The 26,215-nt window shown below is 70.9% G+C and carries 29 protein-coding genes; 10 read left to right on the forward strand and 19 right to left on the reverse strand.

From position 1 onward, the window contains the following. Window positions 1-423: 423 nt before the first annotated feature. The gene (locus ACWD6P_RS32830; RefSeq protein ID WP_451447841.1) at window positions 424-1,074 is read right to left on the reverse strand and encodes a DNA-3-methyladenine glycosylase; all 651 of its coding nucleotides are present in this window, start codon (window positions 1,072-1,074) and stop codon (window positions 424-426) included. 202 nt (window positions 1,075-1,276) lie between these two features. On the opposite strand from ACWD6P_RS32830, the gene ACWD6P_RS32835 reads away from it, so the two are divergent. The 3 genes from ACWD6P_RS32835 to ACWD6P_RS32845 all read left to right on the forward strand — a co-directional run bounded on the left by ACWD6P_RS32835 (window position 1,277) and on the right by ACWD6P_RS32845 (window position 3,576). Next, window positions 1,277-2,059 (forward strand): sporulation protein, encoded by a 783-nt coding sequence (locus tag ACWD6P_RS32835; RefSeq protein ID WP_451447842.1) that lies wholly within the window; start codon window positions 1,277-1,279, stop codon window positions 2,057-2,059. A 41-nt stretch (window positions 2,060-2,100) separates the two neighbouring features. Then, window positions 2,101-2,640: a YbhB/YbcL family Raf kinase inhibitor-like protein gene (locus tag ACWD6P_RS32840; RefSeq protein WP_451447843.1), complete on the forward strand. Its 540-nt coding sequence runs from the start codon at window positions 2,101-2,103 to the stop codon at window positions 2,638-2,640. A 432-nt stretch (window positions 2,641-3,072) separates the two neighbouring features. After that, complete coding sequence (locus ACWD6P_RS32845; RefSeq protein WP_451447844.1) at window positions 3,073-3,576, forward strand: HNH endonuclease; 504 nt, start codon at window positions 3,073-3,075, stop codon at window positions 3,574-3,576. 42 nt (window positions 3,577-3,618) lie between these two features. Here ACWD6P_RS32845 and ACWD6P_RS32850 read toward each other — a convergent pair whose 3' ends face one another. The 4 genes from ACWD6P_RS32850 to ACWD6P_RS32865 all read right to left on the reverse strand — a co-directional run bounded on the left by ACWD6P_RS32850 (window position 3,619) and on the right by ACWD6P_RS32865 (window position 6,858). Beyond that, window positions 3,619-4,386, reverse strand: a complete 768-nt coding sequence (locus ACWD6P_RS32850; protein WP_451447845.1) for a sulfite exporter TauE/SafE family protein — start codon at window positions 4,384-4,386, stop codon at window positions 3,619-3,621. A 63-nt stretch (window positions 4,387-4,449) separates the two neighbouring features. After that, entirely contained in the window at window positions 4,450-5,388 is a 939-nt protein-coding gene (locus ACWD6P_RS32855; protein ID WP_451447846.1) for an SPFH domain-containing protein, read from the reverse strand. Between the two features lie 101 nt (window positions 5,389-5,489). Then, complete coding sequence (locus tag ACWD6P_RS32860; protein WP_451447868.1) at window positions 5,490-5,903, reverse strand: NfeD family protein; 414 nt, start codon at window positions 5,901-5,903, stop codon at window positions 5,490-5,492. Window positions 5,904-6,045: 142 nt separating this feature from the next. Beyond that, the gene (locus ACWD6P_RS32865; protein ID WP_451447847.1) at window positions 6,046-6,858 is read right to left on the reverse strand and encodes an ABC transporter ATP-binding protein; all 813 of its coding nucleotides are present in this window, start codon (window positions 6,856-6,858) and stop codon (window positions 6,046-6,048) included. An 89-nt stretch (window positions 6,859-6,947) separates the two neighbouring features. Here ACWD6P_RS32865 and ACWD6P_RS32870 point away from each other — a divergent pair, with 89 nt between their 5' ends. Next, a complete protein-coding gene (locus ACWD6P_RS32870) occupies window positions 6,948-7,760 on the forward strand; it encodes a hypothetical protein (RefSeq protein ID WP_451447848.1) in 813 nt (270 codons plus the stop codon). A 107-nt stretch (window positions 7,761-7,867) separates the two neighbouring features. On the opposite strand, the gene ACWD6P_RS32875 is transcribed toward ACWD6P_RS32870, so the two are convergent. From ACWD6P_RS32875 to ACWD6P_RS32905, 7 genes are all read right to left on the reverse strand, one after another. After that, window positions 7,868-7,945: a chaplin family protein gene (locus ACWD6P_RS32875; protein WP_451447869.1), complete on the reverse strand. Its 78-nt coding sequence runs from the start codon at window positions 7,943-7,945 to the stop codon at window positions 7,868-7,870. Then, the gene (locus ACWD6P_RS32880) at window positions 7,942-8,118 is read right to left on the reverse strand and encodes a chaplin family protein (protein ID WP_451447849.1); all 177 of its coding nucleotides are present in this window, start codon (window positions 8,116-8,118) and stop codon (window positions 7,942-7,944) included. Before ACWD6P_RS32880 ends, ACWD6P_RS32875 begins: the two co-directional genes overlap by 4 nt. Window positions 8,119-8,177: 59 nt before the next feature. Beyond that, window positions 8,178-8,423, reverse strand: coding sequence for a chaplin (locus tag ACWD6P_RS32885; protein ID WP_451447850.1), 246 nt, complete (start codon window positions 8,421-8,423; stop codon window positions 8,178-8,180). 79 nt (window positions 8,424-8,502) lie between these two features. Further along, a complete protein-coding gene (locus ACWD6P_RS32890) occupies window positions 8,503-8,748 on the reverse strand; it encodes a chaplin (protein WP_451447851.1) in 246 nt (81 codons plus the stop codon). 154 nt (window positions 8,749-8,902) lie between these two features. Then, entirely contained in the window at window positions 8,903-9,145 is a 243-nt protein-coding gene (locus ACWD6P_RS32895) for a chaplin (RefSeq protein ID WP_451447852.1), read from the reverse strand. A 223-nt stretch (window positions 9,146-9,368) separates the two neighbouring features. After that, window positions 9,369-10,016: a response regulator gene (locus tag ACWD6P_RS32900; protein ID WP_451447853.1), complete on the reverse strand. Its 648-nt coding sequence runs from the start codon at window positions 10,014-10,016 to the stop codon at window positions 9,369-9,371. Further along, complete coding sequence (locus ACWD6P_RS32905) at window positions 10,009-11,154, reverse strand: GAF domain-containing sensor histidine kinase (protein ID WP_451447854.1); 1,146 nt, start codon at window positions 11,152-11,154, stop codon at window positions 10,009-10,011. The genes ACWD6P_RS32900 and ACWD6P_RS32905 overlap by 8 nt, the downstream gene beginning before the upstream one ends. Window positions 11,155-11,570: 416 nt before the next feature. On the opposite strand from ACWD6P_RS32905, the gene ACWD6P_RS32910 reads away from it, so the two are divergent. Together ACWD6P_RS32910 and ACWD6P_RS32915 are read left to right on the forward strand one after the other, a co-directional pair. Beyond that, window positions 11,571-12,287 carry a nitroreductase family protein gene (locus ACWD6P_RS32910; protein WP_451447855.1) on the forward strand — a complete coding sequence of 239 codons (717 nt, stop codon included), beginning with the start codon at window positions 11,571-11,573 and terminating at the stop codon, window positions 12,285-12,287. Between the two features lie 315 nt (window positions 12,288-12,602). Further along, a complete protein-coding gene (locus tag ACWD6P_RS32915) occupies window positions 12,603-13,349 on the forward strand; it encodes a transglycosylase SLT domain-containing protein (RefSeq protein ID WP_451447856.1) in 747 nt (248 codons plus the stop codon). A 106-nt stretch (window positions 13,350-13,455) separates the two neighbouring features. On the opposite strand, the gene ACWD6P_RS32920 is transcribed toward ACWD6P_RS32915, so the two are convergent. Next, window positions 13,456-16,053, reverse strand: a complete 2,598-nt coding sequence (locus ACWD6P_RS32920; protein ID WP_451447857.1) for an FHA domain-containing protein — start codon at window positions 16,051-16,053, stop codon at window positions 13,456-13,458. Window positions 16,054-16,591: 538 nt separating this feature from the next. On the opposite strand from ACWD6P_RS32920, the gene serB reads away from it, so the two are divergent. Then, window positions 16,592-17,839 (forward strand): phosphoserine phosphatase SerB, encoded by a 1,248-nt coding sequence (serB, locus tag ACWD6P_RS32925; protein ID WP_451447858.1) that lies wholly within the window; start codon window positions 16,592-16,594, stop codon window positions 17,837-17,839. Between the two features lie 213 nt (window positions 17,840-18,052). Here serB and ACWD6P_RS32930 read toward each other — a convergent pair whose 3' ends face one another. The 4 genes from ACWD6P_RS32930 to ACWD6P_RS32945 all read right to left on the reverse strand — a co-directional run bounded on the left by ACWD6P_RS32930 (window position 18,053) and on the right by ACWD6P_RS32945 (window position 20,546). Beyond that, on the reverse strand, window positions 18,053-18,571 hold the full coding sequence (locus ACWD6P_RS32930) for a SixA phosphatase family protein (protein ID WP_451447859.1): 519 nt from the start codon (window positions 18,569-18,571) through the stop codon (window positions 18,053-18,055). Between the two features lie 87 nt (window positions 18,572-18,658). After that, a complete protein-coding gene (locus ACWD6P_RS32935) occupies window positions 18,659-18,889 on the reverse strand; it encodes a hypothetical protein (RefSeq protein WP_451447860.1) in 231 nt (76 codons plus the stop codon). A 192-nt stretch (window positions 18,890-19,081) separates the two neighbouring features. Beyond that, on the reverse strand, window positions 19,082-19,198 hold the full coding sequence (locus ACWD6P_RS32940) for an SGM_5486 family transporter-associated protein (RefSeq protein WP_451447861.1): 117 nt from the start codon (window positions 19,196-19,198) through the stop codon (window positions 19,082-19,084). 16 nt (window positions 19,199-19,214) lie between these two features. Then, complete coding sequence (locus tag ACWD6P_RS32945) at window positions 19,215-20,546, reverse strand: CynX/NimT family MFS transporter (protein ID WP_451447862.1); 1,332 nt, start codon at window positions 20,544-20,546, stop codon at window positions 19,215-19,217. 163 nt (window positions 20,547-20,709) lie between these two features. On the opposite strand from ACWD6P_RS32945, the gene ACWD6P_RS32950 reads away from it, so the two are divergent. Continuing rightward, a complete protein-coding gene (locus ACWD6P_RS32950) occupies window positions 20,710-21,387 on the forward strand; it encodes a FadR/GntR family transcriptional regulator (protein ID WP_451447863.1) in 678 nt (225 codons plus the stop codon). Window positions 21,388-21,442: 55 nt separating this feature from the next. Here the strand turns inward: ACWD6P_RS32950 and fabI are convergent, their stop codons facing one another. Both fabI and fabG read right to left on the reverse strand, forming a co-directional pair. Next, window positions 21,443-22,213, reverse strand: coding sequence for an enoyl-ACP reductase FabI (gene fabI / locus ACWD6P_RS32955; RefSeq protein WP_451447864.1), 771 nt, complete (start codon window positions 22,211-22,213; stop codon window positions 21,443-21,445). A gap of 5 nt (window positions 22,214-22,218) precedes the next feature. After that, window positions 22,219-22,923, reverse strand: a complete 705-nt coding sequence (gene fabG, locus ACWD6P_RS32960) for a 3-oxoacyl-[acyl-carrier-protein] reductase (RefSeq protein WP_451447865.1) — start codon at window positions 22,921-22,923, stop codon at window positions 22,219-22,221. A gap of 214 nt (window positions 22,924-23,137) precedes the next feature. On the opposite strand from fabG, the gene ACWD6P_RS32965 reads away from it, so the two are divergent. Continuing rightward, window positions 23,138-24,676: a TldD/PmbA family protein gene (locus ACWD6P_RS32965; protein ID WP_451447866.1), complete on the forward strand. Its 1,539-nt coding sequence runs from the start codon at window positions 23,138-23,140 to the stop codon at window positions 24,674-24,676. Next, on the forward strand, window positions 24,673-26,215 hold a 1,543-nt coding region (locus ACWD6P_RS32970; RefSeq protein ID WP_451447867.1), incomplete at its 3' end, for a metallopeptidase TldD-related protein. The genes ACWD6P_RS32965 and ACWD6P_RS32970, both read left to right, overlap by 4 nt.

Consider the following 26,215-nt stretch of genomic DNA (forward strand, 5'->3'; position numbering starts at 1 on the left):
TCTCAAGGAACGGACGCTTCCTTTGTTCCTGTTTCACCAGGATCTCCGGGCGCTTCCCTTCGGTCTTGCGTTTCCGACTCTATCAGATCCTTGCGACTCCGATTTCGCCGGTGCGTTTCCGCCTTTCGGCTTCTTCGCGTTTCCGACTCTATCAGACCCGGATTCTTTCGATTCCGGCTTCCGATTTCCTCGGAGGTCCGCTTCGGAGCAGCTTTTGGGGGCTGCCCTTTCGGCGTGGTTACTACTTTAGCGGCTTTCCCTGGCGACTCATAATCGAGTCGGCGGGGTCGAAATTCGGCAACGCCAAATAAGACCCGTCAGGGAATCGTTCAGAGTAGTGGTTTGTGCCGCCTGGCGGTCTGCGCAAAAGGCGCTGCCCGTCTCTAGCGGCTCGGGCTACGTTAGGCGGTTGACGGTGGAGAGTCAAGTAGCGCTGGTGGCGCGGCGGCGGGGCACGTGCCGGCGGTACGGACTGACCGTCGGATCGTCGGCGATCCAGTAGCGCCAGGGGTGGTCGGCACCGTCTCCGCCGACGCCGGTGCGCGGGCCGTTGCGTACGCGTCCGGGGTCGGGCGGGCTGCCGTGGAGCAGGGTGAGGGGTGCTCGGCCGCCGGCGCACAGGTCGGCGCCGTCGAGGGTGCGGTCGATGTCGAGGGCGGTGGCCAGGCGGGCCGGGCCCTTGGCCAGCTCGTTGGTGTTGCGGGCCTTGGGGCGGCGGGCGGCGGCCAGCCGGGTGCCTGTGAGGATCTCGCCGGCGCGCAGCAGGACACCGCTCGCCTGGCCCTCGGGGCCGCAGACCGCGTTGAGGCTGAACCACATGCCGTAGATGAAGTAGACGTACGCATGGCCGGGCGGGCCGAACATGGTGGCGTTGCGCGCGGTGCGGCCGCGGTAGGCGTGGGAGCCGGGGTCGGTCTCGCCGTCGTACGCCTCGACCTCGGTCAGCCGGAGTTCGATCGGGCCGTCGGGGGTGTGGCGTACGAGAGTGCGGCCCAGGAGATCGGGGGCCACGTCCACGACGGGGCGGGCGAAGAAGTCGCGGTGGAGCGGCATTCGTTCCGGTACGTCGGTCATGCGGCCCGAGGGTAGTGGAGCGGTGGCGGGTGCCGGCTGGCCATGGGGGCGTCGGGGTTGGGAAGGTGTGGGCCGTGGAACCAGCCTGCGCGGTTTCACGTGTGGAGAAGCGCTGCCGTAGGGAGCGATGCGCGGGAACCGCGTCGGGATTCCGGCGCGCGACGACACAGCACAGGCGATGCGCCTGGGGAGGACGACGAGCATGGGGTTCAAGAAGCTGCTGGCGAGCCTGGGCGCGGGGGGCGCGTCGGTGGAGACGGTGCTCTTCGAGGAGAACGTGGTCCCGGGCGGGGTTGCTCAGGGTGAGGTGCGGATCCAGGGCGGGTCCGTCGCCCAGGAGATCCAGGGGCTGTCCGTCGGGCTGCAGGCCCGTGTCGAGGTCGAGGGCGGCGAGGAGGAGGTGAAGCGGAACATCGAGTTCACCAAGAAGCAGCTGGGCGGGGCGTTCGAGGTGCAGCCGGGGGCGGTGCACACGGTGCCGTTCGGGCTGGAGATTCCGTGGGAGACGCCGATCACCACGTTCCTCGGGACGCATCTGCACGGGATGAGCGTCGGGGTGACGACGGAGCTGGCGATCGCGCGCGCGGTGGACTCCGGTGACCTCGACCCGGTGAATGTGCACCCGCTGCCGGCGCAGCAGGCCATTCTCGACGCGTTCGGGCGGCTCGGGTTCCGCTTCAAGGCCGCTGACCTGGAGCAGGGGCACATCCGGGGGACGCGCCAGGGGCTGCCGTTCTACCAGGAGATCGAGTTCTACGCCCCGCAGCAGTACCGGGGGCTGAACCAGGTCGAGCTGTCGTTCGTGGCGGACGACCGGGAGATGGACGTCGTACTGGAGATGGACAAGAAGCCGGGGCTGTTCACCGAGGGGTCGGACACCTACCGGTCGTTCACGGTGGGGCTGAACGACTTCGAGGGGACCGACTGGGCGGCCTACCTCAACCAGTGGCTGGCGGAGGTCGGCGGTAAGCGGAACTGGCTCTAACCTGGCCGGACAAGGTGTCAGCAAGCGACCAGGAGGTTTGCGTGTCCGAGCTGAAGCGGCGGCCGCTCCCGCACGATTTCCATCCGCCGGTGCCGGAGTTCACGGTGGCGAGCGACGAGGTGGAACCGGGTGGGACGCTCCGGCCGGAGCAGGTCTTCGCCCAGGGGAACCGTTCGCCGCAGCTGCGGTGGGAGGGCGCTCCCGCGGGGACCAAGAGCTACGCCGTCACCTGCTACGACCCGGACGCGCCGACGGGCAGCGGCTTTTGGCACTGGTCGCTGTTCGACATTCCGGCGTCGGTGACGGAGCTGCCGGCCGGCGCCGGCTCCGGGGAGATGAAGGGGCTGCCCGAGGGCGCCGTGCATGTCCGTAACGACTACGGGACGCGGGACTTCGGGGGCGCGGCGCCGCCGCCCGGGGACGGTCCGCACCGCTATGTGTTCACGGTGTACGCGGTGGACCAGGAGAAGCTCGGTCCGGACGCGGACGCCTCGCCCGCGGTGGTGGGGTTCAACCTGCGGTTCCACGCCATCGGGCGGGCCCAGCTGATCGCCGAGTACGAGGTGCCGGCGGCGGGCTGAGCGCCGTAATTCCGTTGCGCCCCGGCGTTTCCGGCACGCACAGTGGTACCTGTGACGCCGCCCCTTCATCAGGGCGTCGGGCAGCTGGTACCGCAGTGGCGGGAGCGGCGGGGCGCAGGTGTGTCGCCAGCCTCCCCCAAGCTCTTGAGGAGCAGGGGGGACCCCCATCCGGAGTCCGCATTCGTGGCGGGCGTCCTCGCCGGCTGCCGTTCGCTCCGGGTCTCGCGTGTTTCACGGGGGTGGGACCCGGAGCGATCTCCTTTTGGCTCGTTTCCGGTGTGCGGGGTGCCGCCGGATCACCACGTCTTCATCTTCCGATCACTCTCCATTTCCCTTGTGGCATGCGGAAATTGCGTTGTTCGGGGAATACCTGCCGCTGCACAGTGGAGCAACTTCGCCACGGGGGCGGAGCGGGTCCGGGAGGTGGACGGGATGCGCGAGACGCTGGTGCTCAATGCGAGCTTCGAGCCGCTGTCGACGGTGTCGCTGCGGCGTGCGGTGGTGCTGGTCATGCAGGACAAGGCCGTCGTCGAGCACGCGCACCCGGGGCTGCGGATCCGCGCCGCTTCGGTGGACGTGCCGGTGCCGCAAGTGATCAGGTTGAGCAGATACGTACGGGTGCCGTTCCGAAGACGGGCGCCGTGGTCGCGGCGGGGTGTGCTGGTGCGTGACCAGCACCGGTGCGCGTACTGCGGGCGCCGGGCAACCACGGTGGACCATGTCGTGCCGCGGTCGCGCGGAGGCGGGGACACCTGGCTGAATACCGTCGCCTCGTGCGCGGAGGACAACCACCGCAAGGCGGACCGTACGCCGGAGCAGGCGGGGATGCAGCTGCTGCGGCGGCCGTTCGAGCCGACGCCGGCGGACGCGCTGCTGTCGACGCTGGGGGTGTCCGTGCGGGACGGGCTGCCGGAGTGGCTGCCGGTGCCGGCATAGCGCCGGTGGACGGGTGAGCCGTCGGCCATCGTCCAACTCCCGCTATTTGAGGAGGAGATGGGCGATGGCCAGCAGGCCGACGAGGACGATCACGGCACGCAGGGCGGTGGGCGGCAGCCGGCGGCCGATCTTTGCGCCGAGCAGACCGCCGAGGGTGGAGCCGAGGGCGATCAGGCCGACGGCGGCCCAGTCGAAGGTGGCGATGAAGAGGAAGACGACCGCCGCGACGCCGTTGACGATCGCGGCGAGGACGTTCTTGAGGGCGTTGAGGCGCTGCAGGTCCTCGTTGAGCAGTACGCCCATCAGGGACAGGTAGATCACGCCCTGGGCGGCGCCGAAGTAGCCGCCGTAGGCGCTGGCGAGCAGCAGTCCGAGGAGCAGCAGGGGACCGCCGTCCTGGTGGGCGGTGGTGCCGTTGCGCTCACGGCGGGCGCGGAGCCGGGCGGAGAGCGCGGGCTGTGCGACGACGAGGACCAGCGCGACGGCGATCAGCGCGGGGACGACTATGGCGAACGCCTCGGGGGGCAGTGCCAGCAGCAGGATCGCGCCGCTCACGCCGCCTATGAGGGCGGTGATCCCGAAGCGCAGCAGGCGGCCGCGCTGGCCGGAGAGTTCCCTGCGGTAGCCGAAGGCGCCGCTGAGCGAACCGGGCACCAGGCCCAGGGTGTTGGAGACGTTGGCGGTGACCGGCGGCAGTCCGAAGGCGAGCAGCACCGGGAAGGTGATCAGGGTCCCGGATCCGACGATGGTGTTGATCGTGCCGGCGCCGACCCCCGCGGCGAGGACGGCGACGGCTTCCCAGATGGTCATGCTGGCTCCCCCGTGCATGATCGGTACGGTCTTGCACGATCATGCACCAGGGGCACGCGGTGGTCAGTCGATTGGCGGGTTTTCGTGCTTCGGCGTGCTGGGCTTGGGGATGGAGCCGCCGCCGTTCGGCGGGGTGAAGTTGCCGATGGCGCCGCCGAGGCCCTTGAGGGCGTCACCGATCTCGCTCGGCACGATCCAGAGCTTGTTGGCGTCGCCCTCGGCGATCTTCGGGAGCATCTGGAGGTACTGGTAGGAGAGCAGCTTCTGGTCCGGGTCACCGGCGTGGATGGATTCGAAGACGACCCGGATCGCCTGGGCCTCACCCTCGGCGCGCAGGGCGGCCGCCTTCGCCTCGCCTTCGGCGCGCAGGATGGAGGACTGCTTCTCACCCTCGGCGGTCAGGATCTGGGACTGGCGGACACCCTCGGCCTGGAGGATGGCGGCGCGCTTGTCACGGTCGGCGCGCATCTGCTTCTCCATCGAGTCCTGGATGGAGGTCGGCGGCTCGATGGCCTTGAGCTCGACGCGGTTGACGCGGATGCCCCACTTGCCGGTGGCCTCGTCGAGGACGCCGCGCAGCGCCGCGTTGATCTCCTCGCGGGAGGTCAGGGTCCGTTCGAGGTCCATGCCGCCGATGATGTTCCGGAGCGTGGTGACCGTGAGCTGCTCGATGGCCTGGATGTAGCTGGCGACCTCGTACGTCGCGGCGCGGGCGTCGGTGACCTGGTAATAGATGACCGTGTCGATGTTGACGACGAGGTTGTCCTGGGTGATCACCGGCTGGGGCGGGAACGGCACGACCTGTTCGCGGAGGTCGATGCGGTTGCGGATCGAGTCGATGAACGGGACGACGATGTTCAGGCCGGCGTTCAGCGTTCTCGTATAGCGGCCGAAGCGCTCCACGATGGCGGCGCTGGCCTGTGGAATGACCTGGATCGTTTTGATGAGTGCGATGAACACGAGCACCACCAGGATGATCAGGACGATGATGATCGGTTCCACAGCGGCTCCCGTGCCCTTCGTTGCTGGTCCGTGCCGGCCGGTGACCGGCTTGCCGTTGATCAGTCTTTCAGAGACATGGCTCGTCGCGCAGCGTGTTCAGGTCAGATGACGACGGCGGTGGCGCCGTCGATCTCGACGACGTCGACCTGCTGTCCCGGCTCGTAGACCCGCTCGGCGTCCAGGGCGCGGGCGGACCAGATCTCGCCGGCGAGCTTGATGCGGCCGCCCTCTGCGCCGTCGACCCGCTCCAGGACCGTGGCGGTCCTGCCCTTGAGCGCGTCGACTCCGGACGCGAGTGCGGGGCCCTGGCCTCTGTGGCGGTTGGCGATCGGCCGTACGACGACGATGAGCGCGACCGATACGGCGGCGAACACGAGGAACTGTGAGACGGTGCCGCCACCGAGCGCGGCGGTGACGGCACCGGCGACGGCGCCGACCGCGAGCATCCCGAATTCGGGCATCGCGGTCACAACGAGAGGAATTCCCAGCCCTACGGCGGCGATCAGCCACCACACCCATGAATCCACGGCTTCATGGTAGATCCGTACGGCAGTCCGGGACAGGGCGCGATCGGTCAGCAGCCAAGGAGCAGAGGCGTGTTGGGGCCCCGGACGGCGTCTGGGGGAGGCTCCTGGAGGGGGGCGGCCTGCGGGGCTCTCAGCCCAGCGGCAGGCCCTGTGCGGTCCAGCGGTCGTTGCCGTTGCGTTCGACGATCAGCGGGAGGCCGAAGCAGTGGGAGAGGTTGCTGGAGGTCAGTTCCAGGTCGAGCGGGCCGGCGGCGAGCACCTTGCCCTGGCGGATCATCAGGACGTGGGTGAAGCCGGGGGCGATCTCCTCGACATGGTGGGTGACCATGATCATCGAGGGGGCGTACGGGTCGCGGGCCAGCCGGCCGAGGCGGCGGACCAGGTCCTCGCGGCCCCCGAGGTCGAGGCCGGCGGCCGGCTCGTCCAGCAGGAGCAGCTCGGGGTCGGTCATCATCGCGCGGGCGATCAGGGTGCGCTTGCGCTCGCCCTCGGAGAGGGTGCCGAACTTCCGGTCGAGGTAGGCGGTCATGCCGAGGCGGTCGAGGAAGGCGCGGGCGCGCTGTTCGTCGACGTCGTCGTAGTTCTCCTGCCAGCTCGCGGTCATGCCGTACGCGGCGGTGAGCACGGTCTGCAGCACGGTCTGGCTGCGCGGCAGCTTGTCGGCGAGCGCGATGCCGGCGACGCCGATGCGCGGGCGCAGGTCGAAGACGTCGACCTTGCCGAGCTGCTCGCCGAGGATGGAGGCGGTGCCCTTGGTCGGGTAGAGGTAGCTGGAGGCGACATTCAGCAGGGTGGTCTTGCCGGCGCCGTTGGGGCCGAGGATCACCCAGCGCTCCCCCTCCTTGACCGACCAGGAGACCTGGTCCACCAGAGCCCGTCCGTCGCGGACCACGGATACGTCCACCAGCTCCAGTACATCGCTCATGAGCGCGTTGTCTCCCATTGCTTCTCGGTCGTCGCGTACACCTGTAGGCGCAGCCCCCTGCAAACCTACGCCACTCGCTGTCAGTGCCGTTCCCTAGGCTGGGGACCATGCTCGATGAACCTCGTTCGGGACGGCTGGCGGCATGGGGAAATTCCCTTTTGGCCGGACTTGTCTCACCTGATGAAGCCGCGCATCGGATCGCGGACGACGATGCGGTGCACCGCGTGGAAGGCCTGCCCGGGGAGGACGCCCCGGTCGGGCTGACGCTCGCGCTGGGCCGGCTGCGGGCCCTGGGGGCGGTCGGCCTGCGGGTGGCGCTGCCGGCCCCCGGGCATCCGCTGGGGCTGAGCGGGCCGCCGGAATTCAATGCGCGGGCGCTGGAGGCCGGGGAGGCGGTGCTCGCCGCGGGCGCCGGGCTGGGGCTGGTCCCCGAGACGTACGAGGCCGGGCCGGAGGGCGGTGCCGCGCCCGATGTGCATGTGGAGGTGGTCTGGCACTGTCTGCCAGTGCGCGAGGCGCATCCGGCCGATGTGCCGTCGCTGGGCGAGGCGGAGCGGGAGCTGGCGGAGGCCCTGCGGGACGCGACCGAGCTGCTCTCGAAGCTGGATGTGGCCGGGTCCGGTCCGGTGGCACAGGCGGCGCTGGAGGCGTACCGGGCGCGGGCCGAGGCGGGACGGCAGGTGCTGGCGCCCGGCTATCCGCCGCGTGCGGTGCGGGTGCTGGAGCTGGCGCAGCGGGTCGGCGCGCTGATCGACATCGCGCGCGAGGCCGGTGGTGACGGGGAGCACGGCGGCGCGGTGAGCTCGTCGGAGATCGCGGCGCGTGCGGAGGCGCTGCGGCCGGTGGAGCGTACGGCCCGGCGGGCGCAGGTGGCGGCGTACAACTCCGCGGTGGAGGAGCGCGAGCGGCGCCGGGGGTGAACGGAACGAGCCCCGCCGGACCATTGTGTGGTCGACGACGGGGCCGTTGCCGAGATGGGCTGAACAGCTCGGGGCAGGACGAGCTGTTCACCCAGGCCCGGACAACCTCAGTTGTTCGAGGTGGAGTTGTCGAAGGCGGGGTTGAGCGCACCCACGACGTCGGCGCTGTTACCGGTGGCGTTCACGGGGAGGTGCAGTGCACCGGTGCCTGCGCGATGTTGCCCGAGCCGGTCCCGGGCGGGTTGGCGGCCTTACCGTCGGCCTGTGCGCCACTGCCGGCGAAGGCGGAACCGGCAGCGGCGGCGCATGCGAGCGCAGTACCGGCGACGACCGGTGCGGCCCTCTTGGCGGTGTTCATGTGTGAGTGAGTTCCCTACGCGGTGGCACCCGGGCCGCGGAGACGGTGACCGGCTCGGCTCAGTTGTTGGTGCTGACGTTGCCGAAGTTGCCGCTGAGGACGCTCACGGCGTCGACGCTGTTGCCGTTGACGTTCACCGGGATCATCACCGGCACCTGGGTGTTGTTGCCGGAGCCGATGCCTGGGGAGCACACGGCCTGGCCGCCGGCCTGCGAACCGTCGGTGGCGAACGCCGAACCGGCGGCGGCACCGAGCGCGAGACCGGTGGCGGACAGAACGAGGGCGGCCTTCTTGACGGTGTTCATGGTGTGGGTTCCTTACGTGGTGGCGAACAGAGCCGCGATGACGGTCGCGGCAGGGAGAAGGGACCGTTGAGCCGGACGGTCAGTTGTTCACGCAGAGGTTGCCGAACGTCGGGCTGAGCAGGCCGCCGACGGTGGCGGAGTTGCCGCAGATGTTCACGGGAACGTGCACCGGCGCCTGGGTGTTGTTGCCGGAGACGATGCCCGGAGACTTCACGGCCTGGCCGCCGGCCTGCGAACCATCGGTGGCGAACGCCGAACCGGTGGCCGCACCGAGCGCGAGACCGGAGGCGGACAGAACGAGGGCGGCCGTCTTGGCGGTGTTCATTGGGGCGAGTTCCTCACGTGGTGGCGCTTGGCCGGGGTGACGGTTGTCGTGCGGAGCGGGCCGACCGCGCGCCCAGGGAGAGTGACGGGGCCGGTCCGGCGTGATCCGCCCGGCCGCTGACGGAAGCCGGGGCCGGGCGGATCATGCGGGCGCGTCAGTTGTTGACGCAGCGCTGACCGAAGTTGGGGCTGAGCAGCCCGACGACGGTGACGCTGTTGCCACAGAAGTTCACGGGGACCTTCACCGGCACCTGGGTGTTGTTGCCGGAGACGATGCCCGGGGAGTGCACGGCCTGGCCGCCGGCCTGCGGGCCGTGGGCCGAAGCGACGCCGGCGCCCGCGAGGGCGAGACCGCTCGCCGCCATCGTGATGGCCGCTGCGCGCTTGATGTTCTTCACTTCTCTTGCTCCTCATTGCCGTTGCCGTGACCAGCCGCCACGACTGCTCTGAACAACGGCCCGGCCCGAGGAGGGATACGCCGAACGGGCTACGGCTACACGACAGTATGAATCTCTGATCGGAAGTCGACGTTCGGCTTGACGCATTGTCGTACGGAAGGACCGTCGGACCCCTTGCCGGCGCGGATCTCGGCCCTTCGGCCCCTCAGGCCCCGTACGTCTCTCAGGCCCCGATGCCGTGCCGTACGGCCCACAGCGCCGCCTGGGTCCGGTCGGCGAGGTCGAGCTTCATCAGGATGTTGGAGACATGGGTCTTGACGGTCTTCTCCGACAGCACCAGCGCGCGGGCGATCTCGCGGTTGGAGCGGCCGTCCGCGATCAGGCCCAGCACCTCGCTCTCGCGCTCGGTGAGCGAGGTGCCGCGCCCGTGGCCGCCGTTGCCCTCGTCCTGGGAGAGCAGCGCGCCGGCCACCTCGGGCTGCAGCAGGACATGGCCGGCGTGGACGGAGCGGATGGCGGCGGCCAGCGCCTCGGGGTCGATGTCCTTGTAGACATAGCCGGCCGCGCCCGCGCGCAGCGCCGGGACGACAGTGCGCTGTTCGGTGAAGCTCGTCACCACCAGCACCCTCGCGGGGTTGTCCGCTTCGCGCAGTTTGCGGAGTGCCTCGATGCCGTCCATGCCGGGCATCTTGACGTCCATCAGGATGACGTCCGGGCGCAGCCGTTCCGCGGCGGCGAGGCCCTCGGTCCCGTCGGCGGCCTCCCCCACCACCTCGATGTCCCCCTGGACCTCCAGGAACGTGCGCAGGCCCCGGCGGACGACCTGGTGATCATCGACCAGCAGTACGCGGATGGCACGGGCATCAGCCACCGGGCACCTCCATCTCGACAGCGGTGCCCCTGCCGGGCTCCGACTTCACGGTGAGCTTTCCGCCGACGCCGCTCGCGCGGTCGCGCATGGAGACCAGACCGAGGTGGCGGCCGGCCCGGCGGACCCCTCTCGGGTCGAAGCCGCTGCCGTCGTCGGCGATCCGCAGCAGCGCCCCCTGTCCGCGGCGGGAGACGGTGACCTCGACGGTTCCGGCGCCCGAGTGCCGCAGGGCGTTGTGCAGCGCCTCCTGGGCGACCCGGAGCATGGCCTCTTCCTGGGCGGCGGGCAGCGCCCGTACGCCCTGGGCCGCGAAGACGACGCGCGCGGTGTGGGCGCGGTCCAGGACCTGGACCTGCGAGCGCAGGGTGGCGACCAGGCCGTCCTCGTCCAGGGCCGCGGGGCGCAGCTCGACGACGGCGGCGCGCAGCTCGTCGGCGGCCTCCGCGGCCAGCGCGGCGACCTGGTGGAGCTCGCCCTTGGCGCGGGCCGGGTCGCGGTCGACCAGGGCGGTGGCAGCCTGGGCGGTGAGGCGGAGCGAGAAGAGCTTCTGGGCGACCGCGTCGTGGAGCTCGTGGGCGAGGCGGGCCCGCTCCCCCGCGATGGTCAGTTCGCGGCTGCGCTCGTAGAGGCGGGCGTTGGTCAGGGCGATGGCGGCATGCTGGGCGAGTATGGCGAGCAGCCGCTCGTCCTCCTCGGTGAAGCCGCAACCGCCCTCGGGCTTGGGGCAGCGCTTGTTGGCGAGGAAGAGGGCGCCGAGGATCTCGTCGCCGTCGGCGACCGGCAGGCCGAGGAAGTCGGACATGTCCGGGTGGGCCGTGGGCCAGCCGCCGAAGCGGGGGTCCTCGCGGACATCGGCGAGCCGCTCGGGGGTGGCGTTGTGCAGCATCGCGGCGAGGATGCCGTGCTGCCGGGGCAGCGGGCCGATGGCCTTCCACTGCTCGGCGCTGACGCCGTCGACCACGAACTGGGCGAAGCCGCCGTGGTCGTCGGGCACCCCCAGGGCGGCGTACTCGGCGTCCAGCAGCTCGCGGGCCGAGGCCACGATCGTCTTGAGGACGTCGCGCACCTCCAAATGCCTGCTCATCGCCAGGATCGCGGTGCTCACCGCGGGGATCCCGGCCCCCGGTCCGTTGGTCATGGCCTCACCGTACCGGCGGGGTGAGCGGCCCGTATCGGTCCGGCGGCGCCTGCCTCCTAGGACCCGCGGCCTAGGCCGAACGGCCCGGCCGGGGCCGGGGAGCCGGGCGGCCGGCGGCGCCGGAGAGCCCACCCATCAGGCTTTGTCGCTTTTGCGCCGGTCCTCCTATCTGCCCTCGTATGAGGATTGAGGCCCCTTATATAGGGGACGCCCTTTATGGAGGGGATGACGCTAATACCGATACATACGATCCGCACCCTTGATCCGGGGATTCCTGGAATGCCGAATTGTCCGATTCGCACCCTTATGATGGCTAATGGGGTAAGTGGTTGTTGCGACGGGACGGCGGCGCTCTCCGTGGCGTGAATTCGGTGATCCATCCGTGCCGCCACCGGGCCGCGTTCCAGACTCGGTGCATGTCGCACTCAACGCAGTCACACGCAACGCCGCGCTGGACGCCGACCCACGGCCAGCCCTACCGGCCCGTCCCGTACCGGCCCGAGCGGATGCCCGCGGCCGAGTCGCTGGCCCGCGCCGCCGAGCTGCGGGAGCGGATGAACCAGCGGCGTACGGTCCGCCAGTTCGCCGCCGACCCCGTGCCGGAGCAGGTGGTGAGGGACGCGATCGCCTGCGCGGCCACCGCCCCGTCCGGCGCGCATCAGCAGCCCTGGACGTTCGTACTGGTCAAGGACCCCGAGGTGCGCCGCAGGATCAGGGCGGCGGCCGAGGCGGAGGAGCAGGCCTCCTACCGGGGGCGGCTGGGCGAGGAGTGGCTGGCGGCGCTGCGGCCGCTGGGCACGGACGAGGTCAAGCCGCATCTGACCGATGCGCCGCAGCTGATCGTCGTCTTCCAGCAGCGGCACTGGCTGGGTCCGGACGGCGCCAAGCGCAAGCACTACTACGTGGACGAGTCGGTGGGCATCGCCGTCGGCATGCTGCTGTCCGCGCTGCACCTGTCGGGGCTCGCGGCCCTGGTGCACACACCGAGCCCGATGCGCTTCCTCCAGGAGGTGCTGAGGCGGCCCGCCAACGAGAAGGCGTTCGCGGTGATTCCGGTGGGATATCCCGCCCCGGAGTGCGAAGTGCCGGATTTGCTCCGAAAGTCCCTGGACCAGGTCATGGTGGAGATCTGACCTCTACGGACTGTGCGTTTGCAATTACGTCCGGCGAGACAAACCCTTCCGCGGTGTGACCCCGCGCATAGGACGCACATCACTTACGACCCGGGTTAGTGGACCCCCGAATATGGCCTGAGCTGGGAAATGAGGGTACGGGACGCAATATTCCCGGTCATGGTTCCACTAACTCGGATCGTACGTCACACCTTTGCCGGGGCAATTTTCGGCCGCTAAGAATGGCTCCCGTCGCTCGGCGCCGTGGTTCCGCACTCGGCGTTCGCCGCCGCTCAGGGCCCGTGCGATGTCCCCCATCGGAAGGTCTGTCCCGCCATGCCTAAGCACGCCATCTCCGGTCTGAACCGCCTGACCCGGACGCACAAGCTCTCCGCCGCCGGTGTCGCCGCCGCCGGCGCCGCCGCTCTCGTCTTCAGCCTCGTTCCGGGTGCCGACGCCGGCCAGGGCAAGGCCGAGGCCACCGCCGTCGAGAACGTCAAGCCGGTCGCCTTCGGCGCGGTCGACACCGCCGCCAAGACCCAGCAGGCCACCATCACCCAGCAGGCCGACACGTCCGCCGCCAAGGGCAAGGCCGAGGCCGCCGCGAAGAAGGCCGCCGCCGAGAAGGCCGCGAAGGCGAAGGCCGCCGCCGAGGCGAAGGCCAAGGCCGACAAGGCGCGCAAGGCGAAGCAGGCCGCGAGCCGGTCCGCCGTCCGCACCGCGATCCCCGCCGCGGCCCCCAAGCCCGCCAAGAAGGTCTACGCGAACAACCTCGACGGCTGGATCCGCGAGTCGCTGGACGTCATGGCCGCGAAGGGCATCCCCGGCTCGTACAACGGCATCTACCGGAACATCATCCGCGAGTCGAGCGGTAACCCGATGGCGATCAACCTCTGGGACATCAACGCCCAGAACGGCATCCCCTCCAAGGGTCTGCTCCAGGTCATCGACCCGACCTTCAAGACGTGGCACGTCGAGGGCACGTCCTGGAACATCTACGACCCGGTCGCCAACATCACCGCCGCCTGCAACTACGCGGCCGACAAGTACGGCTCGATGGACAACGTCAACTCGGCCTACTGATCTGATCCGCCGGCTCACGGGGGACGCGTGCGCACACACCGCCGAGGGGCGGCACCCGCTGTCGGGTGCCGCCCCTCGGGCGTTGCCGTGCGCGCGGTGCGGCGCGCTACTTGCGCATGACCTCCGGCTCGTGGCGGCGCAGCAGCCGCGCGACGACGAAGGCGAGCGCGACGCCCAGGCTGATCAGGATAATCATGTCCATCACGTAGACGCCGGTCTGGTGCTTCCACAGGGGGTCGGGGTTGCCCAGCTCCCACGGCAGCAGGGTGTTCATGTCGCCGGTCGCGCCCATCGCGGCGACGGCCCAGCGCGACGGCATCAGCCAGGCGAACTGGGCGACGCCCGGGGTGTCGAAGAGCTGGAAGAGCACGCCGGTGAAGACGACCTGGACGATGGCGAACATGACCAGCAGCGGCATGGTCTTCTCGGCCGTCTTGACCAGCGCGGAGATGATCAGGCCGAACATCATCGAGGTGAAGCCCAGCGCGATGATCGCCAGCGCCATCTCGATGGCCGGGGCGTTCTTGACCAGCAGTCCCTCGGCGGGCATGTTCCGGGTCGAGAAGCCGATCACCGCGATGATCACGCCCTGGATGGCGGTGACCACACCGAGCACGATCACCTTGGACATCAGGTACGCCGACCGTGACAGGCCGGTGGCCCGTTCACGCTCGTAGATGACCCGCTCCTTGATCAGCTCACGGACCGAGTTGGCCGCGCCCGAGAAGCACATGCCGACCGCGAGGATCAGCATGATCGTGCTCGCGTCGCGGTTGGTGCGGTGCTTGTTCAGCGGCCCGTACCCGAGGCCGTAGTCGCTGGGGATCAGCATCGAGACCACGCCGAGGACCGCCGGCAGAATCAGCATCAGCCCCAGGAAGCCCCGGTCGGAGGCGAGCACCGAGACATAGCGCCGCATCAGGGTCCACAGCTGCGAGCCCCAGCTCTGGGACTTCTGCATCCGGGCCGGCGGCGGCTGGATCGCCACCGACTGCGGGGCGACGGCGTCGATGTCCGCGGCGTACATCTGGTAGTGCGGGGAGCCGCGCCAGCGGCCCATCCAGTCGTAGTCGCGGTAGTTCTCGAAGGCCGAGAAGACGTCCGCCCAGGTGTCGTACTGGAAGAAGTTGAGCGCCTCCTCGGGCGGGCCGAAGTAGGCCACGCCACCACCGGGGGCCATCACCAGCAGCTTGTCGCACAGGGCGAGTTCGGCCACGGAGTGGGTGACGACCAGGACCGTACGGCCGTCGTCGGCCAGGCCGCGCAGCAGCTGCATGACATCGCGGTCCATGCCCGGGTCGAGGCCCGAGGTCGGCTCGTCCAGGAAGATCAGCGACGGCTTGGTCAGCAGCTCCAGGGCGACCGAGACGCGCTTGCGCTGGCCGCCGGAGAGCGAGGTGACCTTCTTCTCCTTGTGCACATGGAGCTTGAGCTCGTGCAGCACCTCGTCGATCCGGGCCTCGCGCTCGGCCTCCGCGGTGTCACCGGGGAAGCGGAGCTTGGCGGCGTACCGGAGCGCCTTCTGGACGGTCAGCTCCTTGTGCAGGATGTCGTCCTGCGGGACCAGACCGATGCGCTGGCGCAGCTCGGCGAACTGCTTGTAGAGGTTGCGGTTGTCGTAGAGGACATCGCCCTGGTCGGCGGGGCGGTAGCCGGTCAGCGCCTTGAGCAGCGTGGACTTGCCGGAGCCGGACGGGCCGATGACCGCGATCAGCGACTTCTCCGGGACGCCGAAGGAGACGTCCTTGAGGATCTGCTTGCCGCCCTCGACGGTGACCGTGAGATGGCGGGCCGAGAAGGAGACCTCGCCGGTGTCGACGAACTCCTCCAGGCGGTCGCCGACCAGCCGGAAGGTGGAGTGGCCGACGCCGATGATGTCGTTCGGGCCGATCAGCGCCGTACCGGACTTGGCGACCGGCTGGCCGTTGACGTAGGTGCCGTTGTGGCTGCCCAGGTCGCGGATCTCGAAGCGGCCGTCGGGGGTGGCGCGGAACTCGGCGTGGTGGCGGGAGACCTGGAGGTCGGAGACGACCAGTTCGTTCTCCAGCGCACGGCCGATGCGCATCACCCGGCTCATGTCGAGGCGGTGGAACGTGGTCGGGCTGCGGTCGCCCTGGAGCGGTGCGCCGTCGGGCCGCTGCGCGGGGCGCTGCTGGGCCTGCTGCGGGGGCCCGGCCTGCTGCGGCGGGACGTACGGCTGACCGCCCTGCGGCGGCGCCTGCCAGCCCTGCTGGGCGGGCACCTGCTGCTGGGCGGGCGGCTGCTGGCCCTGCGCCTGGTGCGCGGGGGGTGCCTGCCAGGCCTGCGCGGCCTGCTGCTGCGCGGGAGGCGCCTGCCAGCCCTGCGCGGCCTGCTGCTGCGGCGCGGACTGCGCGCCGAAGGAGGCGTCGGCGGCCGGCGCCGCGGCGGACAGGGTCACCCGGGGGCCGTCGGTGGCGTTGCCCAGATGCACGGTCGAGCCGGGGCCGATCTCCATCTGATGGATCCGCTGGCCCTGCACATAGGTGCCGTTGGTGCTGCCCTGGTCTTCGATGATCCAGCTGCGGCCGCCCCATCGCACGGTGGCGTGGCGCCAGGAGACTCTGGCGTCGTCGAGCACCATGTCGCCCTGCGGATCACGGCCCACGTTGTAGGACCGGGACGGGTCGAGCGTCCAGGTCCTTCCGTTCAATTCGAGTACGAGTTCAGGCACTCCATGCCCCATTACATAGTCCCCCGAGTGACGCCCTGTATGGGAAGTCTAGGGATGGCGAACATCGTGAGGAACTATTTCAGGCTCGGCCCGCGGACCGGAAACCGGGACGGGACCGGGGCACCGGCGGCTTCCGCGGCGGCCCCGCCAAACACTCCCGGAGCGCGGGAAGAACCCATGGATGGGCAGGGATCACCGGATTACGGGTGTTCCGGGACGCCCCGCTGTCCGACGGGCGCGGCCGGGCCCGTCCCGGACGCGATGCGCGTCCGCTCCACAGGCCGCATCATGGGAGAGAGCGGACAAATTTCATGATCGGCATCGCGGACTGTCGCGGTTGCGTTCCGTTATCGGTCCGAACGCGTCACCGTCGCAAGGGCGTTGGCGTTTCGGCGGGCCGGACCCGGCCCGGGGAGGGCCGGACACGACTCCATAACGATCGGCGGAGGCACCCGGTCCGGGCCGCCGGTGTGCGGGCGCGGGGCCGCGGCGGTCCGAACCCCGGACACCCGTACGGCCGCGACGGCCCGGCGGTTACCGTAAGGGCACCATGAGCGCATCGCAGATCCCGCCTGCCACCGCCGTACCGGGCGATGACGTACCGACCCTCCTCGTGAAGATCTTCGGGAAGGACCGGCCCGGCATCACCGCAGGTCTCTTCGACACCCTCGCCGCCTACTCCGTCGATGTCGTGGACATCGAGCAGGTGGTGACCCGAGGGCGCATCACCCTGTGCGCGCTGGTCACCACGCCCTCCCCCGCCAAGGGCTCCTCCGGTTCCTCCGAAGGCGATCTGCGGGCCACCGTGCACAGCTGGGCCGAGTCGCTGAACCTCCAGGCGGAGATCATCTCCGGCCGGGGCGACAACCGTCCGCGAGGCACCGGACGTTCGCATGTCACCGTGCTGGGGCACCCGCTCACCGCGGAGTCCACGGCCGCCATCGCCGCCGCCATAACGGGCACCGGCGGCAACATCGACCGTATTTTCCGGCTTGCCAAGTATCCGGTGACGGCCGTGGAATTCGCGGTCTCCGGCGCGGCCACCGGGGCGCTGCGCACCGCGCTGGCCCTGGAGGCCGCGCAGCTGGGCGTGGACGTCGCGGTGGTGGCGGCCGGGCTGCAGCGCCGGGCCCAGCGGCTGGTCGTCATGGACGTCGACTCGACGCTGATCCAGGACGAGGTCATCGAGCTGTTCGCCGCGCACGCCGGCTGTGAGGCAGAGGTGGCCGAGGTGACCGCCGCGGCGATGCGCGGCGAGCTGGACTTCGAGCAGTCCCTGCACGCCCGGGTCGAGCTGCTCGCCGGGCTCGACGAGTCGGTGGTCGAGGCCGTGCGCAAGGAGGTACGGCTCACCCCCGGTGCCCGGACCCTGGTGCGGACGCTGAAGCGGCTCGGCTATCAAGTCGGCGTCGTATCAGGCGGTTTCACGCAGGTCACCGATGCGCTCAAGGACGAGCTGGGGCTGGACTTCGCCTCCGCCAACACCCTGGAGATCGTCGACGGGAAGCTGACCGGCCGGGTCACCGGTGCCATCGTGGACCGGGCCGGTAAGGCCAGGCTGCTGCGGGACTTCGCGCATCAGGCCGGGGTGCCGCTCGACCAGACCGTGGCGATCGGCGACGGGGCCAATGACCTCGACATGCTCAACACGGCCGGGCTCGGTGTGGCCTTCAACGCCAAGCCGGTGGTGCGGGAGGCGGCGCACACCGCGGTGAACGTGCCGTTCCTGGACACCGTGCTGTACCTGCTGGGCATCACCCGCGAAGAGGTGGAGGCGGCGGACACCCACGCCGAGTGAGCGGACCGCATACGGCGCCGCGAGGCGGCCTCCACGGCTCCGCGGAGCTCCCCGTACGCCCCCATCGCCCTATCCCCTGTCATCCCCCTGTCCCCTAATCCCCACATCCGAGGAAGGGCCCCGGCGCGCGGTTGCCGGGGCCCTCTCGTCACGTCCGTGCCTTCGCCCGCGGCTGCCGCGGGCGAAGGCACGGGATCGGCGGGACGGCGAGGATCACTCGTGCGGCGTCCAGTACGCGGTCAGCCGTCCGACGCCGTGCTCGACCGACTTCCAGGAGCCGTCGAAGCTGATCACGGCCAGCGAGGCGGTCGGGAAGCCGCTGCGGTTCATCCGCGGCAGCAGATCACCGTCGGCCTGGCCCGCGAGCGCGTCGGCGAGCGCGTGGACCCCCGGGTTGTGGCCGACCAGCATCAGGTCGTTCACCTCGTCGGAGGTCTCGTTGAGCAGCGCGATGAGCTCGCCGAGGGAGGCTTCGTAGATCCGCTCCTCGTAGACGGTCTTGGGCCGCGCGGGGAGTTCGGAGACGACGAGCTTCCATGTCTCGCGGGTGCGCACGGACGTCGAGCACAGGGTCAGATCGGGGTTGATCCCGGCCCCGGCCAGCCAGCGGCCGGCCACCGGGGCATCCTTGCGGCCGCGGTCTGCAAGCGGACGCTCATGGTCACTGGTCTCCGACCATTCGGCCTTGGCATGTCGAAGGAGGACAATCCGGCGGAGTGTGTCGACGCTCATGCGTCCCAGCTTCCCATGAAAGACGCCATGGGGCGCGGGGTGTTGAAGCGCTCCCCCCTGCCGGGTGACACCGGGCGCATGTCGTCCTCAAGCACCGATGCGGACGATCCGGGCAAGGGTCTCCAGCAGCCACGCCAGCCCCTGCGGGGCGCTCGCCGCCCTCGCCTCGGAAGAGCCCGCCACCAGCGCCAGCAGGGCTATGAAGGAGGCCACCGGCAGGGCCAGCGCCCACCACGGCAGCGGCCTCAGCAGGCGGCGGGCCCCGGGCGCGGGTGACCGGCTGAACGCGGCGGGTGACCGGCTGAACGCGGCGGACATGCGGATCGCCCCCGTAACGGCTTCGAAGGACGGCGCGGTCGCGGGCCGCGGCGCGCCCACCGCTGTGCGCGGTGTACTTCGAAGCTACGGATCACCGGCGGCCGTTCCCACCCGGGAAACCACCCATGTGTCCCTGACCCTGGCCCCCTAGGGACGGTGGGGCTGTCCCCACCGCTCCCCGCGGGCGGGCGGTCACGGCGCGGCGATACTCGCGACGATGGCGACGACGACGGTCACGCCGAGCATCAGGCCCAGCACGACGAGCAGCTTCTTCTGTCCGCCCTGCGGATTCGGTTCGAGCACTGGCATGCGCCCAGTGTCCCATTCACCTCTCGTCCTCGATCCGGCGGTCCCGGCCCGCCAGCACCCCCACCGCGATCTGCGGCACCATCAGCCCGGCCATGAGGGCGATCGGCAGCCCCCAGCCGCCGCTGTGGTCGTAGAGCGTGCCGACCAGCTGCGGCCCGGGGATGGAGATCAGATAGCCCACGCTCTGTGCGAAGGCCGAGAGCTTGACGACGCCTGCCGTGCTGCTCGACCGCATCCCGATCATGGTCAGGGCCAGCGGGAACGCGCAGTTGGAGATGCCCATCAGCAGCGCCCAGGCCCAGGCGCCGGCCGCCGGGGCCAGCCACAGCCCGGCGTAGCCCGCCAGGCCGCACAGGCCCAGCGCCACCGCGAGCGGACCCTGGTGCCGCATCCGGGACGCCAGCCGCGGCAGGACGAAGGAGAGCGGGACACCCATCGCCATGGTGACGGCGAGCAGCACCCCCGCGGTCCCCGCCGAGACCCCCGCGTCGCGGAAGATCTGCGGCATCCAGCCCATGGTGATGTACGCGGCGGTGGCCTGCAGCCCGAAGAAGACGGCCAGTGCCCAGGCGGTCGGCGACGAGGCGATCCGTACGGGCGGCTCCTCGGCGGGCGCCGCGGCGCCGGCGGCCGGGCCGGAGCCGGGTCCGCGCTGCCGGAGCACCGCGAGCCAGGGCAGCACGGCCACCGCGGCGAGCGCCGCCCAGACCGCCAGGCCGGTGTGCCAACTGCCGCCCAGCGCCTCGGTCATGGGGACGGTCAGCGCCGCGGCGAGTGAGGTGCCCAGGGCCAGCGCCATCGAGTAGAGCCCGGTCATCGAGCCGACCCGGTCGGGGAACCAGGTCTTGATCACGACCGGCATCAGCACATTGCTGACCGCGATGCCGGCCAGGGCGAGCGCGCTGGCGGCGAGGAAGCCGCCGGTGCCGCCCGCGTACGGACGCAGCGCGACGCCCACGGCGATCGCGGCCATACCGGCGCAGACGATCGCACCGGGGCCCCAGCGCCGGGCCAGCCGGGGCGCGGCGATGCCGAAGGCGGCGAAGCACATGGCGGGCACGGACGTCAGCAGACCGGCGACGCTGGCGCTCATGCCGAGGCTCGCGCGGACCTCCGCCATGAGCGGGCCGAGGCTGGTGATGGCCGGGCGGAGGTTGAGCGCCGCGAGGACGATTCCGGCCATCACGATCCCCGGCAGCCAGCGGCCTGCGGTGCCCGCCAGGCCGCTCTTCGCGGCGGCTCCCGGATGCCCCGTCTCCTGCGGTCCGCGGCCCTTCGCGTCGCGGGCGGCGGAGGTCGTGGCGGGGCCGGCCGCGGGGCCGAGGGTCGCGAGGTCTTCGTCTGCCATAGGCACCATCATAGAATCATGGGATGAATGCTTGTCCAGCCGATATCGGTAGCCTCTGCCGGATCGGTAGCCTCTGCCGGGCCGCGCGGCGCCGTGGGCCCGAGGGACCCGCCGGCCGCCGCGGCGGCGCCGCCCGTCCGCCCCTGCACCCCGGAGCGCAGCCATGCCTCTGACCTCGCCCCGCCGGTCCGCGCTGGCCGACCAGGTGATCGCGCAGCTGCGCGCCCAGATCACCTCCGGCGAGTGGCCGGTGGGATCCCGTATCCCGACCGAGCCGGAGCTCGTCGAGCAGCTCGGCGTGGCCCGTAACACCGTCCGCGAGGCGGTCCGCGCGCTGGCGCACAACGGGCTGCTGGACATCCGGCAGGGCTCGGGCACGTACGTGGTGGCCACCAGCGAGCTGGCCGGGGTGATGAACCGCCGGTTCGCGGCCGCCGACCCCGAACACGTCGCCGAGCTGCGCAGCGCCCTGGAGGCGTCCGCCGCCCGGCTCGCCGCGCGCCGCCGCACCGAGCAGGACCTGCGGCAGATCGACGCGCTGCTGCGGCGGCGCGAGGCCGCCTGGGAGTCCGGCGCGGCCGAGGCCTTCGTGGAGGCGGACGCGACCTTGCACATGGCGATCGTGTCGGCCTCGCACAACGAGGTGCTGGCCGAGATCTACGCCGACCTCGGGGGCGTGCTCCGCGACTTCCTGCGGGCCGACGTCGGCGAGGAGCTGCGGCCGGAGGCGCACATGGACCACTCCCGGCTGGTGGAGGCGATCCGCGCGGGCGACGCCGAGCGGGCCGCCGCGGAGGCGAGCGCGCATCCGTTCGGGTGCCGTCCGGGGGTGGCGGGGTAAACGCGTACTGCCCGCCCCGGAGGCCGGGACGGGCAGTACGGAGGGATTCGGGGCGTCAGGCTCCCATCATGTGCACGCCGCCGTCGACGTGCACGATCTCACCGGTCGTACGCGGGAAGAAGTCGGACAGCATGCCGACGACGCCACGGCCGGCCGGCTCCGGGTCGGCCAGGTCCCAGCCGATCGGGGCGCGGTGGTTCCACACGTCCGCCAGCTCCTCGAAGCCGGGGATGGACTTGGCGGCCATCGACTTGATCGGGCCGGCCGAAACCAGGTTGCAGCGGATGCCCTTGGGACCGAGGTCGCGCGCCAGGTAGCGGTTGGTGCCCTCCAGCGCCGCCTTGGCCACGCCCATCCAGTCGTACTTCGGCCAGGCGATCTGCGCGTCGAAGGTCAGGCCGACGATCGAGGCGCCGTGCTCCATGAGCGGCAGGCAGGCCATGGCCAGCGACTTGTAGGAGTACGCCGAGACCTGCACCGCGGTGCTGACGTCCTCCCAGGTCGCCTCCAGGAAGTTGAAGGCGCCCTGCGGGCCGAAGGCGATGGAGTGCACGATGCCGTCGAGGCGGGCGTCCTCGCCCTGGTGCTCGCGGATCTTGTCGGCAAGCCCGTCCAGGTGCTCCTGGTTGGTGACGTCCAGCTCGATGACCGGGGCTTCCTTGGGAAGCCGCTTGGCGATCCGCTCGACGAGGGAGAGCCGGCCGAAGCCGGTGAGGATGACCTCGGCGCCCTCGTTCTGGGCGACCTTGGCCGCCTGGAACGCGATCGACGACTCGGTCAGAACACCCGTGACCAGGATCCGCTTGCCTGCGAGGATTCCACTCATGCTGATCAGTGACCCATGCCCAATCCGCCGTCGACGGGAATGACGGCTCCGGTGATGTACGCGGCCTCGTCGGAGGCCAGGAAGCGGACCGAGGCGGCGATCTCCTCGGGCTGCGCATACCGCGCGAGCGGCACCTGCTTGACGATGTTGTCCCGCTGCTCGTCGGTGAGCACCCGGGTCATGTCGGTGTCGACAAAGCCCGGCGCCACGACGTTGACGGTGATGTTGCGGCTGCCCAGCTCCCGGGCGAGCGAGCGGGCGAAGCCCACCAGACCGGCCTTGGAGGCGGCGTAGTTCGCCTGGCCGGCGCCGCCCATCAGGCCCACCACCGACGAGATGAGCACGACCCGGCCCTTACGGGCCCGCAGCATGGCCCGGTTGGCGCGCTTGACCACCCGGAACGTGCCGGTGAGGTTGGTCTCCAGGACCGAGGTGAAGTCCTCCTCGGACATCCGCATCAGCAGCTGGTCACGGGTGACGCCGGCGTTGGCCACCAGCACCTCGACCGGACCGTGCTTCTCCTCGATCTCCTTGTAGGCCTGTTCGACCTGCTCGCTGTCCGTGATGTCGCACTTCACGGCCAAAAATCCCGCGGGCGGCTCGCCCGAGCGGTAGGTGATGGCGACCTTGTCGCCTGCCTCGGCGAAGGACCGGGCAATGGCGAGGCCGATGCCGCGGTTACCTCCGGTGACCAGAACCGAGCGGCTCAAGAGATCACCCTTTCCGTTTCTGTCCGTCCTGCGTTCGATACGAAACTATCGGTCACGGGCCCCTTCCGGGGAATCGACCACGGACAGGGGCACGTCCTGGTCACTGTCGGGTCCCTACAGAACCGCGGCCGACGCAGCGTGCCGCGTACGGGTGTCCGCTGGGCCGCGGGCCCGCCGCAGGGCATGATGCAGGCGCCGACCACGGGAGGAAGCCTTGCCTGCTGCACCTCATACGCACGCCCTCGACGACGCGTTCCTGGCCCTGCCGCTGCGCGCGCTGGCCGATGCCGCGCTGGCCCGGGCCCGCGCACTGGGCGCCGACCACGCGGACTTCCGCCTGGAGCGGGTCCGCCACGCGTCCTGGCGGCTGCGGGACGCCCGTACGTCCGGGACCGCGGACGCCACCGACCTCGGCTACGCGGTGCGGGTGGTGCACGGCGGGGCCTGGGGCTTCGCGTCCGGGGTGGATCTGACGATGGACGCCGCGGCGCGGGTGGCCGCGCAGGCGGTGGCCATGGCGAAGCTGTCGGCGAAGGTCATCCGGGCGGCGGGCTCCGGCGAGCATGTGGAGCTGGCCGACGAGCCCGCCCACCCGGACCGCACCTGGGTCTCCTCGTACGAGATCAACCCCTTCGAGGTGCCGGACGCCGAGAAGACCGAGCTGCTCGCGGAGTGGAGCGCGCGGCTGCTGGCTGCCGACGGCGTGGCCCATGCGGACGCGTCGCTGATGACCGTCCAGGAGAACAAGTTCTACGCGGACACCGCGGGCACCAGCACCACCCAGCAGCGCATCCGGCTGCACCCGCAGCTGACCGCGGTCGCGGTGGACCCGGCCAGCGGCGACTTCGACTCGATGCGCACGCTCGCCCCGCCGGTGGGACGCGGCTGGGAGTACCTGACCGGCGCCCACTGGGACTGGGACGAGGAGCTGGCCCGCATCCCGGAGTACCTCGCCGAGAAGATGCGCGCACCGAGCGTCGAGGCGGGCACGTACGACCTGGTGGTGGATCCCTCCAACCTCTGGCTGACGATCCATGAGTCGATCGGCCACGCCACCGAACTGGACCGTGCGCTGGGCTACGAAGCGGCGTACGCGGGAACCTCGTTCGCCACCTTCGACCAGCTCGGGAAGCTGGCGTACGGCTCCGAGATCATGAATGTGACCGGCGACCGCACCGCCGAGCACGGCCTGGCGACGATCGGCTACGACGACGAGGGGGTGGCCGCACAGTCCTGGGACCTGGTCCGGGACGGCGTCCTGGTCGGCTACCAACTCGACCGCAGAATCGCGAAACTGACGGGTTTCGCCCGCTCCAACGGCTGCGCGTACGCAGACTCGCCGGGCCATGTACCGGTCCAGCGAATGGCGAACGTCTCACTCCGGCCGGCGCCCGAGGGGCCGTCCACCGAGGAGCTGATCGCCGGGGTGGAGCGCGGCATCTATGTGGTCGGCGACCGGTCGTGGTCCATCGATATGCAGCGGTACAACTTCCAGTTCACCGGCCAGCGGTTCTTCCGGATCGAGAACGGGCGGCTGGCCGGGCAGCTGCGCGATGTCGCCTACCAGGCGACCACCACCGACTTCTGGGGCTCGATGCGTGCCGTCGGCGGCCCGGACACCTATGTGCTGGGCGGCGCCTTCAACTGCGGCAAGGCCCAGCCGGGCCAGGTCGCGGCCGTCTCGCACGGCTGCCCGTCCGCTCTGTTCGAAGGCGTGAACATTCTCAACACTACGCAGGAGGCCGGTCGATGAGCACGCGTACGCCCCGTTCGAGCAGGCCGTACGAGATCGTGGAGCGGGCCCTGGAGCTGTCCCGGGCTGACGGGTGTGTGGTCATCGCCGATGAGCACTCCAGCGCCAATCTGCGGTGGGCGGGCAACGCGCTCACCACCAACGGCGTCACCCGCGGGCGCACCCTGACGGTCGTGGCGGTGGTGGACGGCGCGCAGGGCACCGCCTCCGGTGTGGTCTCCCGTTCGGCGGTGACCGCTGACGACCTGGAGCCGCTGGTGCGGGCCGCGGAGGCGGCCGCCAGGGACGCCGGGCCCGCCGAGGACGCACAGCCGCTGGTCGTCGGCGAGAAGGCGTCCGGCGACTTCACCGACGCGCCCGCCGAGACCTCCTCGGACGTCTTCGCGGCCTTCGCGCCGGCCCTCGGCGAGTCCTTCCGGCAGGCCCGCTCCGGTGGCCGTGAGCTGTACGGCTTCGCCCACCACGGCGTCGTCTCGTCGTATCTGGGCACCTCGGCCGGGCTGCGGCTGCGGCACGACCAGCCCACCGGGACGCTGGAGCTGAACGCGAAGTCCGCGGGCGCCGAGGGCGGCGCACCCCGCTCGGCCTGGGCCGGCCGCGCGACCCGCGACTTCACCGACGTCGATCCGCGGGAGCTGGACGCCGAGCTGGGCCGGCGGCTGGGCTGGGCCGAGCGGCGGATCGCACTGCCCGCCGGGCGGTACGAGACGCTGCTGCCGCCGACCGCCGTGGCCGATCTGCTGATCTACCAGTTCTGGTCGTCCGGGGCCCGGGACGCCGCCGAGGGCCGTACGGTCTTCTCCAAGCCGGCCGAGGCGGCCGGCGGCACCGCGGGGCCCGGCGCCGGCACCCGGGTCGGTGAACGCCTCAGCGAGCTGCCGCTGACGCTGCGCAGCGACCCGGAGGCGGCCGGTCTCGAGTGCGCGCCGTTCGTGCTGGCGCACTCCTCCGGGGACGATGCGTCGGTCTTCGACAACGGGCTGCCGCTGACGGCCACCGACTGGGTGCGCGAGGGGGTGCTGAACCGGCTGCTGACCACCCGGCACAGCGCCGGGCTGACCGGCCTGCCGGTGGCGCCGGGCATCGACAACCTCCTCCTGGAGGGCGGTGGTTCACGCTCCCTGGACGAGATGGTGGCGGCCGCCGGGCACGACGGTCCGGCGCTGCTGCTGACCTGCCTGTGGTACATCCGCGAGGTCGATCCGGCGACGCTGCTGCTGACCGGGCTGACCCGGGACGGTGTCTACCTGGTCGACAAGGGCGAGGTGGTCGGCGAGGTCAACAACTTCCGGTTCAACGAGTCGCCGGTGGATCTGCTGTCGCGGGCGGTGGAGGCGGGCCGTACCGAGCCGACCCTGCCGCGCGAGTGGGGCGACTACTTCACCCGGGCGGCGATGCCCGCACTGCGCATCCCGGACTTCAATATGAGCTCGGTGAGCCAGGGCGGCGGAGGCTGGGCCCGCCCGCGGCATACGAGCCGCCGGGCCTGGTCGGGTGCGTGGGCCGCCGGGGCGAGACCCGGGCCTGGTCAGGCCCGCG

The sequence above is a fragment of the Streptomyces sp. NPDC002446 genome, from assembly GCF_053595675.1.

Coding starts and splice junctions, on each gene's coding strand:
- ACWD6P_RS32870 (WP_451447848.1), top strand. CDS start 6,948: ATGCTCGATGAACCTCGTTCGGGACGGCTGGCGGCATGGGGAAATTCC.
- ACWD6P_RS32905 (WP_451447854.1), bottom strand. CDS start 11,154: ATGACCAACGGACCGGGGGCCGGGATCCCCGCGGTGAGCACCGCGATC.
- ACWD6P_RS32940 (WP_451447861.1), bottom strand. CDS start 19,198: ATGCCAGTGCTCGAACCGAATCCGCAGGGCGGACAGAAGAAGCTGCTC.
- ACWD6P_RS32950 (WP_451447863.1), top strand. CDS start 20,710: ATGCCTCTGACCTCGCCCCGCCGGTCCGCGCTGGCCGACCAGGTGATC.
- ACWD6P_RS32910 (WP_451447855.1), top strand. CDS start 11,571: ATGTCGCACTCAACGCAGTCACACGCAACGCCGCGCTGGACGCCGACC.
- fabI (WP_451447864.1), bottom strand. CDS start 22,213: ATGAGTGGAATCCTCGCAGGCAAGCGGATCCTGGTCACGGGTGTTCTG.
- ACWD6P_RS32865 (WP_451447847.1), bottom strand. CDS start 6,858: ATGGGAGACAACGCGCTCATGAGCGATGTACTGGAGCTGGTGGACGTA.
- ACWD6P_RS32930 (WP_451447859.1), bottom strand. CDS start 18,571: ATGAGCGTCGACACACTCCGCCGGATTGTCCTCCTTCGACATGCCAAG.
- ACWD6P_RS32920 (WP_451447857.1), bottom strand. CDS start 16,053: ATGGGGCATGGAGTGCCTGAACTCGTACTCGAATTGAACGGAAGGACC.
- ACWD6P_RS32945 (WP_451447862.1), bottom strand. CDS start 20,546: ATGGCAGACGAAGACCTCGCGACCCTCGGCCCCGCGGCCGGCCCCGCC.
- serB (WP_451447858.1), top strand. CDS start 16,592: ATGAGCGCATCGCAGATCCCGCCTGCCACCGCCGTACCGGGCGATGAC.
- ACWD6P_RS32830 (WP_451447841.1), bottom strand. CDS start 1,074: ATGACCGACGTACCGGAACGAATGCCGCTCCACCGCGACTTCTTCGCC.
- ACWD6P_RS32885 (WP_451447850.1), bottom strand. CDS start 8,423: ATGAACACCGTCAAGAAGGCCGCCCTCGTTCTGTCCGCCACCGGTCTC.
- ACWD6P_RS32890 (WP_451447851.1), bottom strand. CDS start 8,748: ATGAACACCGCCAAGACGGCCGCCCTCGTTCTGTCCGCCTCCGGTCTC.
- ACWD6P_RS32915 (WP_451447856.1), top strand. CDS start 12,603: ATGCCTAAGCACGCCATCTCCGGTCTGAACCGCCTGACCCGGACGCAC.
- ACWD6P_RS32850 (WP_451447845.1), bottom strand. CDS start 4,386: ATGACCATCTGGGAAGCCGTCGCCGTCCTCGCCGCGGGGGTCGGCGCC.
- ACWD6P_RS32880 (WP_451447849.1), bottom strand. CDS start 8,118: ATGAACACCGCCAAGAGGGCCGCACCGGTCGTCGCCGGTACTGCGCTC.
- ACWD6P_RS32845 (WP_451447844.1), top strand. CDS start 3,073: ATGCGCGAGACGCTGGTGCTCAATGCGAGCTTCGAGCCGCTGTCGACG.
- ACWD6P_RS32835 (WP_451447842.1), top strand. CDS start 1,277: ATGGGGTTCAAGAAGCTGCTGGCGAGCCTGGGCGCGGGGGGCGCGTCG.
- ACWD6P_RS32935 (WP_451447860.1), bottom strand. CDS start 18,889: ATGTCCGCCGCGTTCAGCCGGTCACCCGCCGCGTTCAGCCGGTCACCC.